The organism is Thermococcus sp. 5-4 (assembly GCF_002197185.1).
Classification (GTDB): Archaea; Methanobacteriota_B; Thermococci; order Thermococcales; family Thermococcaceae; genus Thermococcus; species Thermococcus radiotolerans.
Genome location: NZ_CP021848.1, coordinates 1,274,116 through 1,286,973, shown reverse-complemented (window position 1 = coordinate 1,286,973; position 12,858 = coordinate 1,274,116). Strand labels below are relative to the sequence as shown.

The window sequence follows — 12,858 nt, the reverse complement described above, 5'->3', positions numbered from 1 at the left end:
AATTGAAGGGGGCATCAGAGCCCCAGCATCTCTTTTGCGGCCTGGACACCGAGGTCGAAGGCCTTCATGTTCACATCGACGGCCTTCGGCGGGACGCTGACGCGGATGACCTCCTTGACGTGCTCCGCGGAGAGCGGGAAGCCGGGCGTCTGGGTCAGCGCGCCTATGAGAACGACGTTGGTCGTTATCACGTGGCCGGCCTTGACCGCGAGCTCCTCGGCGTCGAAGGCCATGAACTTGGCCTGGAAGTCCTCCTCGACGACCTTCTTTATCTCATCAAGGCTCGGATAACTGGCCAGGCCCATCGAAACCTGGACCGGCGGTATCGGCCTGGCGTTCGTGAAGACAAGGCCACCCTTCTTGAGGTAGTTGATGTAGCGGAGCGCCTCGACCGGCTCGAAGGAGAGGATAACGTCGGCCTTCCCCTCGGGGACCATCGCGCCGTAGACCTCCTCTCCAAAGCGGACGTAGGCGATGACCGAACCAAAGCGCTGGCTCATTCCGTGGACCTCTCCCATCCTGACCTTGTAGCCGGCGCGGAGGGCGGCCCAGCCGAGAAGGTTGGCGGCGGTGAGGATTCCCTGGCCGCCAACTCCGGTGATAACGATGTTGTACTCCTTCATATCTCTCCCTCCCTGACCTTCTCAAAGGCGTCGAACGGACAGATCTGCGCACATCCGCCGCAGCCCCAGCACATGAGCTCGTCTATCTTGGCCTTTCCGGTCTCGGCGTCCCAGTAGATTGCCGGACAGCCGTAGGCGTTGATACATATCTTACAGCCGGTACACTTCTCCTCGTTGACCTGGTAGAGCGGCCACTGTATCCTGGCCCTCCTGAGCTCTCCTATCCTGTGGAGGGCACAGACGCGCCTGGTGACGACGACGCTCACTCCCTCGACCTGGAGGGCCCTCTTCATGGTCTCGACGGTCGCCTTGATGTCGTACGGGTCGACGACCTCGACGAAGTCGGCGCCGAGCGCCTTGGCGACCTCCTCGATCTTTATCTGCTTGCCGGGTCCGTGCGGTGTATCACCGGTTCCCGGGTTCGGCTGGTCGCCGGTCATTGCCGTGACGAGGTTGTCGACGACGACTATGAGGACGTTGGAGCGGTTGTAGATCGCGTTGGCAAGGGCCGGAAGTCCGGTGTGGAAGAACGTCGAGTCACCTATCGTTGCCACGATGACCTTCTTCTCCTTGCCGGTCTTGTGCTCGTCCTCAGCAACGGAACCGTTGAGGGCTATGCTGAGGCCGTGGGCGACACCGATTGAACCGCCCATCGCGACGGTCGTGTCAACGGCCTTGAGCGGCGGGAGGACACCGAGGGTGTAACAGCCTATGTCGCTCGGGAATATGGCGCGCGGCGTGGCGGCCTTCTTTATGGCGTAGAAGGTGTTCCTGTGCGGACAGGCGGGACAGAGGCTCGGCGGCCTCGGCGGGACCATGGCCTGGACCTTCTTGTACTTCTCGTCGAGCTCCTCGAAGTTTATCGGGGTCTCAAGGCCGAGGAACTTGGCTACGGCCTCGACGGCCCTCCTGGTGGTCATCTCGTAAACCCTCGGCACGAGGTCCTTTCCGTGGATCGGGATGTTCAGTCCCTTGTCGTAGGCCCAGGTCTTGACCTGCTCCTCAACGACCGGCTCAAGCTCCTCAACGATGAGGACCTTCTCGAGACCGTCGAGGAACTTCTCAAGCAGGCCGTAGGGAACGGGGAACGGGGTTCCAAGCTTGAGAACCTTTACGTTCTCGACGCCGAGCCAGTGAAGGGCCTCCTTCACGTAGGAATATGCCAGTCCCGGAGCGATGATACCAACCTTGGCGCTCTCGTCGCCCTCTATCCAGTTGAACGGGCACTCGTTGAGCTCCTCGCGGATCTTCTCTATCTTCTCAAGAATCTGCGGGTGGAAGCGCCTCGAGTTGGCGGGTATGTCGACGAACCTGCTCGGGTCCTTCTTGAAGTTTCCGAACTTCCTCTTTGCCTGCTTTATCTCCTCTGGAAGCTCCCCGAGGACTATGTCTCCCCTAGCGTGCGACGTTCTCGTGGTCGTCCTCAGGATGACGAAGTGCTTGAACTTCTCGCTCAGCTCGAAGGCGTACTTCGTCATCTCCTTGGCTTCCATCGGGTCGCTGGGTTCGAGAACGGGGACGTTGGCGAACTTCGCGTAAACCCTGGTGTCCTGTTCGTTCTGGCTGCTCCACATGCTCGGGTCGTCGGCGACCATTATGACGAATCCGCCCTCAACGCCCATTCCAACGGCGCTCATGAAGGTGTCGGCCGCGACGTTCAGTCCAACGTGCTTCATGGCCGTCATGGCCCTGAGGCCGCTCCAGGCAGCGGAAAGGGCGGTTTCAAAGGCGACCTTCTCGTTGGTGGAGTATTCCATGTAGACTCCTGCCTTCTTTGCCACCATCGCCATCGTATCGGTAAGCTCTGAACTGGGGGTTCCCGGGTAGGCCGCGTAAACCGCTATGTTGGCCTCCAGGGCACCCCTCGCTATGGCCTGGTTGCCGAGGAGTATGACCTTCTCCCCGGGCTTGTCCCACAACACAATGTCGGTAACCTTCGCCATCCAAAATCACCTCATTCCTCTTCCTTCAAAACTCCCTTAGCCTTTGCAAACTCCACTAGGGCATAAGCCGCGGCGGCCGCGTCCTCCGGCCTCTCGTAGCTTGGAATGCCTGCCTTCTCGAGAACCTCCTTCGCGGGCTCGCTCACGTAGCCTGCCATGAACAGACCGAGAACCGGCTTGCCGTTGTTGACCTCCTTAACAGCCTTCACAACGCCCTCCGCGTGTTCAGTCGGCGTCATGCCCGCGAAGGTCGGAACGACACAGATGCTGATGAGCATGTCAACGTTGGGGTCTTCGAGGAGAAGCTTTGCGGTCTTGTAGTAGTCCTCTCCCCTGGCAGAGGCTATCATATCGACTGGGTTCTTCACAGCGGCCATCGGCGGAAGGAACGAGCGAAGTCCCTCGATGGTCTCCTCCTCGAGGTTGGCCAGCTTCAGTCCGCGCTTGTCTATCTCATCCGCGGTGAGGACCCCCGGTCCACCGGCGTTGGTCATTATGGCGACGCGGGTTCCCTTCGGCAGCGGCTGCGTGAAGGCCCTCGCCATGCTTAGCATGTCGTCTATCGTGTCCGCGACGATTATTCCACTCTGCTTGAAGGCCGCCTCGTATATCTTGTACGAGCCGGCGAGTGAACCCGTGTGGCTCGAAGCCGCCCTGGCTCCGCTCTCGCTCTTGCCTGCCTTGAGAACTATGACGGGCTTCTTCTTGGTAACGCGCTTGGCTATCTCCATGAAGGCCCTTCCGTTCTTCAGGCCCTCGATGTAGAGCGCTATGGCCTTGTCCTCCTCGGTGTCGGCGAGGTACTCCATAAACTCGGAGAAGTCAACGTCCGCCATGTTGCCAATGCTGACGAACTTGGAGAAGCCTATTCCCTCCTTGACGGTCTTGTAGATTATTCCCGCCCCGAGGGCGCCGCTCTGGCTTATGAAGGCTATGTCTCCCTTCTTCGCGTCCATCACGAAGGTGGCGTTCATGGAGTTGTGGGTGTTCATTATACCGACGCAGTTGGGGCCGACTATGCGCATGCCGTATTTGTGGGCTATCTCAACGAGCTCGCGCTCCTCCCTCTTGCCCTCCTCGCCGACCTCGCCGAAGCCGGCGGTAATGAGGATTATTCCCTTGACGCCCTTCTCACCGCAGTCCACTATGGTGCCCTTGACGAAGCGCTTCGGAACGACGACAACCGCCAAGTCGACCTCGTCCGGGATGTCCTTCACGTTCTTGTAAGCCTTGACGCCCTGAACGACCTCGTCCTTGACGTTCACGGGATAAACCTTGCCGTCCTTGTAATCTTTAAGGTTCTTGAAGACCTCGTAGCCAAGCTTGAGCGGGTCATTGGATGCTCCAATAACCGCTATAGCCTTTGGCTTGAAGAAGTAATCAAACGTCACTTGTCGCTCACCGTTACGACATCGGTGGAATTGTATATAAGCTTTCCTAAAGAGGACAGAGAGGCAAATATGAGCATGGAGGAGGAAAAGTAAAGCCCTGATGGGCTAAAAAGGACATCAATGGATAAAAAACAAAACTCAGGCGGTGGCGGCTGCCTCCCTGGGTTTCAGGGCGTAGGTCGCTATCACCGCAACCACCGCGGTCACGATGAAGGTCATGAGCCTCGCCGAGACGACCTCCTCCAGCCCCGAGCTGATCCAGAAGATTGTGAACAGCAGGCCCGCGACGATGGTCGGCGGGACGGCCCTTCCGTGGAACCTCTTCCAGAACAGCGTCATTATGACTATCACGGAGAAGGTGTCGCCTATTCCGGCCCAGGTGTAGCCGACGATGGTGTAGATGAGCTTTGACGGGACGAGGTAGGCGGTAACGAGCGCTATGACTCCCAGGGCGACGGTGGTAATTCTCGAGAGCTTGAGGCTCCTCTTCGGGTCGAAGTCATCCTTGTAGACGAAGGGCTTGAGCAGGTTCTCCGAGAGCTCGGTGGCGGAGAGTATGAGCAGCGAGTCAGCCGTCGAGAGCATGGCCGCTATCGCACCGGTTATGAATATCGCCGCGAGGAAGGGCGGGAACAGCTTCAGCATAACCGAGGGCATAACGGCCTCCTGGTCCTCGAGGCCGGTCGGGCCGAAGATAGCTATTCCAATCCATCCTATGAGGAGGGCACCGATGTAGGCCAGTATGGTCCAGCTGACACCGACGTTCCTGGCTAGTTTGGCGTTCTTCTCGTCCTTGATTGCCATGAACCTGATGCTGAGCTGGGGCATTCCACCGAGGTAGCCGAAGAACCAGGAGAACTCGGCTATGACGAAGACGAACGCCGCGCCGCCAACGAGGCCGCCGAGGATCGTGGAGTACTCGGGCCCGGACATCTCCAGGGCACTGGAGACAGAGTGGGCGAAAACATCCGGGTGGTTGGCGATGTAGACGAGACCGACTATTGGCGCTATGGTGAGGGTGAGTATCATGACTATTGCCTGGACGGTGTCGGTGTATGCGACGCTCTTGAGGCCTCCGAGGACGGTGTAGGGCAGGATTATCACCGCGGTTATCAGCATTCCGATCTTCGGGTCAACTCCGAAGAGAGCGTTCAGCGTCTTTCCGCCGCCGAGGAACTGGGCACCGACGTAGAAGAAAAAGAAGAACACCACGGTAACGCTGCCGAGGATTCTTATCCACTTCTCGGCGTCGGAATGGCGCCTGGCGATGTAGTCGATGAATGTGGTAGCGTCGTACTTCTCGGCCTCCCTCCTGAGCCTTCCAGCGAAGACGGTCCACGCCACGATGATACCGGCCACACATCCAACCGCGACCCATATCGCCGAGAGACCGGCGGCATAGGCGAAACCGGGGAGGCCCAGGAGTGCCCACGCCGACTCACCGGTGGCGCGCTCCGAGAGCGCCGCTATCCAGCCCGGAAGCTGCCTGCCTGCGATGGCGAAGTCCTTGCCGCTCTTTGCCTTCCTTCCCTGATAGATTCCAAACCCTATCAAAAACGAAAGGTACAGAACCAGAACAATCAGTATTTGAGTCTGGCCCTCCACTATTGAATCACCGCTCATATTCAACATTGTTCATGTTTATAAACCTTGCCCTTTTTTGTACAGAGTTGCCTTTTTATGTCCAGTATAGGTGCGTTTTGTTACATTGTATTTGGTTTACTACTGGAATTATTGTACTCCATTGCCTTCGTAATTCAAACTATCGGAGGGCGGCCGTACCGTTCGGTGATGGTCGCGGAAGCCTCAACCCGAAAGACTTAAGTTAGTTCAGGTTATTATATCCGTCGGGGTGATACCATGGTGAGGGTGAAGTTTCTGGGCCACGCTGCCTTCCTGATCGAGGGGAGCAGGAGGATTCTGATAGACCCGTTCCTGACCGGCAATCCTGCCGCGGCTGCCAAGCCCGAGGAGGTTGAGGCGGACCTGATACTCGTTACACACGCCCACGGCGACCACGTGGGCGACGCTGCAGCGATAGCCAGGAGAACCGGGGCGAAAATCGTTGCGATGTACGACATAGCCAACTACCTCGTTGAGAGCGAGAGCGGCATAACGACCATCGGCATGAACTACGGTCCGACGGAGGTCGATGGGGTTAAGATCGTCCAGGTTCCGGCCTGGCACTCCAGCAGCGACGGCAAGTACAGCATAGGAAGCGCCTGCGGCTACATAATCGAGCTCGACGGCGTCAAGATATACCACGCCGGCGACACCTTTGTCTTCAGGGACATGGAGCTCTTCGCCGAGCTCTACGGGCCGATAGACGTTGCCCTGCTGCCGATAGGCGGTCACTTCACGATGGGACCGCGCGAGGCTGCCAAGGCCGTGGAGTTCCTCAGGCCGAGAAAGGTCGTGCCGATGCACTACAACACCTGGCCCCCGATTTCGGCCGACCCCGAGGAGTTCAGAAGGCTGGTCGGGGATAGGGCCGAGGTGGTAATCCTCAAACCCGGGGAGACCCTGGAGCTTTGAAAAACCTTTTAAGGAGCTTTCCCTACCCTTTTTTCAGGTGATGGAATGGTTAAAAGGGCCTTGACGTTGGCGCTCATCCTGCTCGTGTTTTCATCCTTCCTCGTTCCTCTCTCCTCCGCACAGGGGGCGAAGGGAGAGAAGCCCAAGTACGATTTAATCATCGTTAGAAACGACGATATGATTGATTACATCGTCGCGCTTCCCTACGCCAAGATGCTCGACGTTCCTATTCTCCCGGTTAACCCGAAGGAGCTCGACCCTGGCACCATAGCCCAGCTCCAGAGCTACGCCCAGTTCGGGTGGAACCACGTGCTCATAATAGGCGACTCCCAGGCCGTCAGCGACACAGTCCAGGACGAATTGCTGAACATGGGCTTCGTCGTCGAGAGAATAGGCGGCGCGGTTAGAACTGAAACGGCCGCAAAGCTGGCGCTTCACTTCTATCCGAACGGAGCGGACATAGTCGTCGTAGCCAGCTCCAGCGACTACGGCTCGGCGCTGGCCGCTGCCAGGTGGGCGATGATATACGGCTACCCCCTCCTCCTCACCCAGGAGGATGCGCTCTCCGATTCGACGGCCAACGCGATAAAGAAGCTCAATCCCGAACTCGTGGAGCTGATGGGTGCCGGGATGTCGAAGGACGTCCAGACCAAGATAGAGGCCATGGGCTACCAGACCTACTGGGTCAAGGAGAACCTGGAGATAAAGCTCCCGCCCCAGCCGAAGGAAACCAACTGGGTGCTGATAATAGCCGCGGTGATACTCTCGCTGGCCGTTGCGATTCCGGTTTCCCTCTACTACGCCAAGAAGCGCTGGGCCGCCAACAGGGTTCCCATCGAGGTGCTGACTGAAAAGGAGCGCATAGTTGTCAAGGCCATCCTGGAGAAGGGCGGCGTCATCAAGCAGGAGGAACTGCCGGAACTCACTGGCTACTCTAGGCCGACGATAAGCAGGATCATCCAGGAGCTTGAGAAGAAGCAGCTCGTCGAAAGGGAGAAAGTCGGAAAGACCTTCATCGTCAAGCTCACGAAGGAGATAATCCTCAGGGAATGACGGTCGGCAAGCCCGAAACCGCTCATCACTTTTTTCAGGCCTGGCCGTTCTCCTCATCCCGAAGGAAAAAGAAAGGGTCACTTCTTGAAGAGATGGCCGTGGGACTTGTTCACGTGCCTCGTGTAGTCCTTGGAGTTCCTGAAGAGCATTCCGCAGCGCGGGCAGCGGTAGTAGCGGGTGCCGTCGCGGTCGTAGAACACAACCGCCCTCAGCTCCGCCACTGCCACCACCTCCGGCGTTAGGTGAGAAAAGCCCTTTTAAAATTTTACGGATGGGGAAAGCGGGAAATGGAAATCAAACCCATATCCGGTTGCCCTTGACCTTCAGGTAGCCGAGCGTTTGAAGCTCCTTGAGGAAGTCTTCTATAGCTTCCTCGTCGAAGTATATGTTGAGCCTCTCGCGCTCTCCCTCAACGACTATCGGCTCCCTCTCCAGTAGGGCGTCTATGAGGTCGTTCTTCTTCCTGTGCTTCTCCGCCAGCTCCAGGATTACGTCCGCCAGAACCGAGCGGGCTATGCCGTCGAACATGGCCTCCACTATGCTCTCCTCGGTCGCGTACTCCTCCGCTATCTCAAGCGCCGCCTCGACAAGTTCCCTGTCGACCTCCATTACCTCGACGAAGTACCTCTTCTCCATCGTGTACTCGGTTATCATTCCCGTTTCAAAGCGCTTCTCAAGCTCTTCAAGATACTCCTCAATCTCGTCTATCGGGAAGCGGAGCTCCACCCTAAGGCCGTCGAGAACGGGCTTCTTCATGAGCACCAGCTTTCCATCCTCCTCAACCACGGCGCCGCTCTCTATCAGCGCCGTGAGCACGAGTAGCCTGCCCAGGTCGGACTCGTCGAACAGGCCATCGAGGGCTTTCCCCGCTCCAACTTCCCAGTCGGATATTATCTCCTCAAAGGCGAACTCAAGTTCGTCCAGACTCTCCTGGAGGGGTCCTATCCCCTCGGCCTTCTCCACAAGCTCGGCGTAGGTGCCCTTCACGACCACGTAGTGGGAAATCTCGGGGGTCACCTCTTCTCGGGTCCTGTTCATAATCCCCGCCCTGCTCAGCTCCCTCGAGAGGGCGTTCATATCGTCCTTGCTTAGAACCTCCAGCCTCAAGCCTCTCACCGGAGGGAGAAGGGCGCCATCGGTTATAACCTTAGCCCTCGACCAGCGATGAGAGGAGCGCCTTGATGGGCTTGTTGCTGACTACCTTCACGGTCTCCCGCACCTCGTCCTCAAGCTCCGGGCGATATGTGGCATAGAGGTACAGTGCGTAGGCCATGACCTTTGGGTCTCCCTCGTTGGTCCTCTCGATGGCCTCCGCCAGGATCGGGTTGTTCAGGAGGTCCTCGGCCAGACCCTCCATCTTTCTCCTGTCGTCCTTCTCAATGGCCTCCCTCAACGGCCTGTAGAAGAGTGAGAGCACGAGTTTGGCGAGCCTTTCCCTCTCCTCGAGCTCGTCCATCGGTGTCTTCGGCTCCTCGCGCCGGCTCAGGTAGTAGTACGCCAGGGGAAGCACCACAACGACGAGCACGACGAGGACGTAGGGGAGCAGCGGGAAGTTGAAGCCGTAGGGGAGTCTGTGGCCGATGGCCATCAGGGCGAGAAAGCCGAGGAGCACCCAAACGGCCATGAGGAGGAGGTAGTAGACAGAGTTGTCCTTCCTCTGGAGGGTTTTGTACCTCGACGGGGCGCCTATCTCATCCAGGTAGCGTAGCCTCTCCTCCGCGAGTTCAACTTCGGCCTCAAGGCGCTTTATGCGTTTGTCCAGTTCCGCGAGAACCTCTTCGCGTCCCATCATCCCTCCCCCGCTATGAGACGGGCTATCTTCTCGCTCACAACGCTCAAAATTGCCTCGCCCTTCTCGGCCGTCGCGAGGGACGGGTCGTCGTTCACGCCGTCCGGAAACAGCTCCCTTCCGATGTCCTTCCGGATTACCCTTACCCTTGAGGTCCTCCGTTGCCCACGGGCGTTCTCCATCTTCACGAGTTCGGGCCTTATGGCGAGCATCACGGACGTTTCGTCCTGGCCTGCATGCCCCTGGCTGGAGCATATGCTCAGGATGTCCTCCCTGAAGTCTATCCACCAGTTTATGAGCCAGATTTCGACCTCCGGAAACTCCTCCGCGACCTCTTCCGCCGCCAGAACCAGCGGCGAGTAGTTGCCGCCGTGCCCGTTGAGGAGGACTATCCTCCGAAAGCCCTCGGCGGCGAACTCGCGCATTATCTCGCGTACGTAGGCCTTCAGGGCATCTGAAGCAACGTTTATCGTTCCGGGGTACACATCGAGAACGAAGGTGTGCCCGTACCACACGGGCGGGGCTATGAGAACCTCCACCCCCAGCCCACGGAGCCTCTCTTCAACCCTCTTTCCTATCTCCAGCGGGGCGAAGACGTCGGTTCCAAGGGGCAGGTGTCTTCCATGGGCTTCAACGCTCCCTATGGGGAGTATGATCGTATCAACACGCTTTTTCAGTTCCTCGAACTCGGCCCAGGTGAGCTCCTCGATCCGCATGATGATCCCCATGTGTAGTGGGGACGAAACCTCATAAGCCTTTTCTATGCGCTGGAGAAAATCGCAAAAAGAGGTGAGGGTCAGACCCTCTCAAGGAGATCCCTGACGTATTTCGGCATCTGGAAGAGCGTCTCGTGCCTCTCCGGGTCGTAGTAGTAGAGGTCGAGTTTCTTCGCCCTCTCCACGTCCACCTTGGTGAAGTCCAGGTCGCCCTTAACGCCAACGAGGAAGCTCCAGGGCGAGGCGTAGCCGATTACCGGGAAGCTGAAGTAGTAAACGCGGTCAAAGACGTTCTTCATGGCCTTGTAGGCGTCGAGGAGCTCGTTGGTGAAGAGGTAGACGCTCCCGGCCTGGGTGATGTAAAGTCCCTTATCGTTCAGCTTCTCGTAGGCGTCGCGGTAGAACTCCTCGCTGAAGAGGAGCTTCGCCGGGCCGACGGGGTCGGTGGAGTCCACTATGATGACGTCAAAGCGCTCGTCGGTCTCCCTGAGGTACCTCACGCCGTCGCCGACCATTACCTCTGCCCTGGGATCCTCGAAGGCACCCCTCGCCACGTTCATGTATATCTTCGATACCTCTATCACCATCTCGTCTATCTCGACCATCGTGGCTTTCTCAACGGTTTCGTGCCTCAGAACCTCCCTGAGGGTTCCGCCGTCGCCGCCCCCGATGATGAGCACCCTCCTCGGATTTGGGTGGGCGAGCATGACGGGATGAACCAGTGGCTCGTGGTAGCTCTCCTCGCCGACCTCGACGAGCTGAACCGTGCCGTCGAGGACGAGGAGCTTGCCGAAGCCCTCCGTCTCGTACAGCTCGAGCCTCTGATACTTCGTCTGGGTTTCGAAGAGCCTCTCGGTCACCTTAAAACCGACTCCATAACCGCGAGGGTACCACTCTATGAATGCTCTCTCCTTCTCGTTGAATCCCATAAGCTCTCACCTCTAAAAGCTGAAGAAGGGAAAGGGCTTAAAAACCACACCCTCAGTACGGGAACATCACCACGGCCGCTATGGCGGCAGCCGGCTTGTCCTTGACGGTAATGCTTGCGCTGGCGACCTTGAACTCCGCCAGCTTCCATCCGCGCATGGCAAAGCCTTCCTCGACCATCTTCCTGACCATCTCCTCCGCCTCTTCCTTGGTGCAGTAGCCGGCGTACTCGTAGATGAGACCGCCCTCGTTGTTCTCGCTGATGCCTATTCCCAGGGCAGCGCTGATCGTCATTCCGGGCTCGTCGCTCTCGATGTGGGCGTAGACCGTCGGCAGCAGCATTCCTATCGGGACGTCGTGCACCTCCTCTATCCACTCGATGTGGGCCGGAATGACGCTGCTCAGCTTGACGAGGTTGACGTTTCCTATGCCGAGTTTGAGGAGAGCGTTATCAAACGCGTTGAGCTTAGTGCCTCCCTCCGCGGAGGCGGCGCCTATAAATGCCCTCTTTGGGGTTGTCCAGCTCATCTCAGCTTCCTCCTTTCTTTTCTCACGAGTTAGACGATTATAAGCTAAACCAACGATTTCTCTACTCGCTAGTCTGGGGTAGACTTAAAAACGTTTCGCTATATTGGAAAGAAACCATCATGAGCCATATTGTGGCTGGAAAACGCTTTACATGTCGCGGTTCGCTTTAAGCGGCCGCCTTGGAGGCTTTTGACTGGTAATGGTTGACCGCCCTGCCCAGGGTGGCCGAGGTGAAGATTCCAAGGACGCTGGCTAGGGAGGCCATGGCGTACATGTGCTGGCTTAAAACGCCCGAGACGAAGCCTATTTCTCCCACGAGCAGGCCGAGGACGCCGAAGCTCGCTATTCCGGCCCCCCTGACGACCGACGTTGGAACGTCCTGGTGTCTGACGATGATGGAAGAGAGCACCAGCCTGACGGCGTACACCAGAACGAAGAATTCTACCACCACGAAGGACAGCTCGGTCTCGAAGTTGAGGCCGCGCCAGGCGAAGAATATCGGGGCGAAGATGCCGTACGTAACGCCGCTGACTATGGTGGTGAGCCTGTCGTACTGCTTCGTTCCGACCAGGTCGCTGTGCATCATCAAGCCGGCCATGAAGCCCCCTATACTGAAGTGGAGGCCTATCTCATCGCTGATGAACGCCAGGGACGTTGAGAGCACCATGAATAGGCCAAAAACGGCCTCGTCGCTCTTGAGCCTGCGGAGGAAGCGTATTATCATCACCTTGTGCTTTATTCCTATAATGTAATTGACGTACATGAGGATGCCGATGAAGAGAGCGTCCTTCAGTACGCTCTCCAGGACCGGGGTGTAGTCGCCGGGCGTCTCGTGTATCCTGACCATCATGTAGACTATGAACAGACTCATTATCTCGCTTATGACCGCATAGGATAGGGCAACGTGGATGAAGTCCTCTCCAAAGAAGCGCTTGAGCCTCAGGACTATCGGCGCCGAGGCGGTCGAGATTATCGCGGCCACGATGAACGCATCTGAGTTAAGCTGCCAGCCGGTGAAGGGAAGCGTGACCAGCAGCATGACGATGTAGGTGACTATGTAGAGGGGCAGCGTTTTTTTCCCGGCGTAGTGGAGCTCCTCGGGGGTCACCTCCAGGCCGGCCGAGATCATCAGGAAGAAAAGGCCGAGCTCGGCCATGAGGAGCATCTGGTCCCTGGGCATGTCCAGGAGAACGGCGCTCAGTATCATTCCCGCCGTTATCTCGCCCAGAAATCCAGGATAGTCCAGTCTCTCAAAGCCTTCCGCGAGGAGCCTCGCGAATGCGATGATCACGAAGACGTACCCGATGATTTCCATGTTGGCCTCCTACGGCGGGCGGGTTAATAATTCTTCCG

Annotated in this window: 13 protein-coding genes; 2 read left to right on the top strand and 11 right to left on the bottom strand. The window is 57.9% G+C overall.

Annotated features, from left to right (window positions below; all coding sequences use genetic code 11):
* Window positions 1-14: 14 nt before the first annotated feature.
* The 4 genes from CDI07_RS07140 to CDI07_RS07125 form a co-directional block, all read right to left on the bottom strand.
* Window positions 15-623 carry an indolepyruvate oxidoreductase subunit beta gene (locus CDI07_RS07140; protein WP_088180964.1) on the bottom strand — a complete coding sequence of 203 codons (609 nt, stop codon included), beginning with the start codon at window positions 621-623 and terminating at the stop codon, window positions 15-17.
* Window positions 620-2,566: an indolepyruvate ferredoxin oxidoreductase subunit alpha gene (iorA, locus tag CDI07_RS07135; protein WP_088180963.1), complete on the bottom strand. Its 1,947-nt coding sequence runs from the start codon at window positions 2,564-2,566 to the stop codon at window positions 620-622. Before iorA ends, CDI07_RS07140 begins: the two co-directional genes overlap by 4 nt.
* A gap of 11 nt (window positions 2,567-2,577) precedes the next feature.
* Window positions 2,578-3,957: an acetate--CoA ligase family protein gene (locus tag CDI07_RS07130; protein WP_088180962.1), complete on the bottom strand. Its 1,380-nt coding sequence runs from the start codon at window positions 3,955-3,957 to the stop codon at window positions 2,578-2,580.
* Between the two features lie 138 nt (window positions 3,958-4,095).
* Window positions 4,096-5,580: a sodium/proline symporter gene (locus tag CDI07_RS07125; protein ID WP_226996554.1), complete on the bottom strand. Its 1,485-nt coding sequence runs from the start codon at window positions 5,578-5,580 to the stop codon at window positions 4,096-4,098.
* Window positions 5,581-5,817: 237 nt separating this feature from the next.
* On the opposite strand from CDI07_RS07125, the gene CDI07_RS07120 reads away from it, so the two are divergent.
* Complete coding sequence (locus tag CDI07_RS07120; protein WP_088180960.1) at window positions 5,818-6,492, top strand: metal-dependent hydrolase; 675 nt, start codon at window positions 5,818-5,820, stop codon at window positions 6,490-6,492.
* Window positions 6,493-6,537: 45 nt separating this feature from the next.
* Window positions 6,538-7,545 (top strand): cell wall-binding repeat-containing protein, encoded by a 1,008-nt coding sequence (locus CDI07_RS07115; protein WP_088180959.1) that lies wholly within the window; start codon window positions 6,538-6,540, stop codon window positions 7,543-7,545.
* Between the two features lie 77 nt (window positions 7,546-7,622).
* Here CDI07_RS07115 and CDI07_RS07110 read toward each other — a convergent pair whose 3' ends face one another.
* The 7 genes from CDI07_RS07110 to CDI07_RS07080 all read right to left on the bottom strand — a co-directional run bounded on the left by CDI07_RS07110 (window position 7,623) and on the right by CDI07_RS07080 (window position 12,820).
* Window positions 7,623-7,772 carry a nucleotide-binding protein gene (locus CDI07_RS07110; protein WP_226996551.1) on the bottom strand — a complete coding sequence of 50 codons (150 nt, stop codon included), beginning with the start codon at window positions 7,770-7,772 and terminating at the stop codon, window positions 7,623-7,625.
* A 67-nt stretch (window positions 7,773-7,839) separates the two neighbouring features.
* Window positions 7,840-8,652, bottom strand: coding sequence for a hypothetical protein (locus CDI07_RS07105; RefSeq protein ID WP_088180957.1), 813 nt, complete (start codon window positions 8,650-8,652; stop codon window positions 7,840-7,842).
* 40 nt (window positions 8,653-8,692) lie between these two features.
* On the bottom strand, window positions 8,693-9,334 hold the full coding sequence (locus CDI07_RS07100; RefSeq protein WP_088180956.1) for a hypothetical protein: 642 nt from the start codon (window positions 9,332-9,334) through the stop codon (window positions 8,693-8,695).
* Window positions 9,334-10,050, bottom strand: coding sequence for a creatininase family protein (locus CDI07_RS07095; RefSeq protein WP_088180955.1), 717 nt, complete (start codon window positions 10,048-10,050; stop codon window positions 9,334-9,336). Before CDI07_RS07095 ends, CDI07_RS07100 begins: the two co-directional genes overlap by 1 nt.
* 80 nt (window positions 10,051-10,130) lie before the next feature.
* A complete protein-coding gene (speE, locus tag CDI07_RS07090; protein WP_088180954.1) occupies window positions 10,131-10,979 on the bottom strand; it encodes a polyamine aminopropyltransferase in 849 nt (282 codons plus the stop codon).
* Between the two features lie 52 nt (window positions 10,980-11,031).
* The gene (locus CDI07_RS07085) at window positions 11,032-11,505 is read right to left on the bottom strand and encodes a pyruvoyl-dependent arginine decarboxylase (RefSeq protein ID WP_088180953.1); all 474 of its coding nucleotides are present in this window, start codon (window positions 11,503-11,505) and stop codon (window positions 11,032-11,034) included.
* Between the two features lie 166 nt (window positions 11,506-11,671).
* Window positions 11,672-12,820 carry a cation:proton antiporter gene (locus CDI07_RS07080; RefSeq protein WP_088180952.1) on the bottom strand — a complete coding sequence of 383 codons (1,149 nt, stop codon included), beginning with the start codon at window positions 12,818-12,820 and terminating at the stop codon, window positions 11,672-11,674.
* Window positions 12,821-12,858 lie beyond the last annotated feature (38 nt).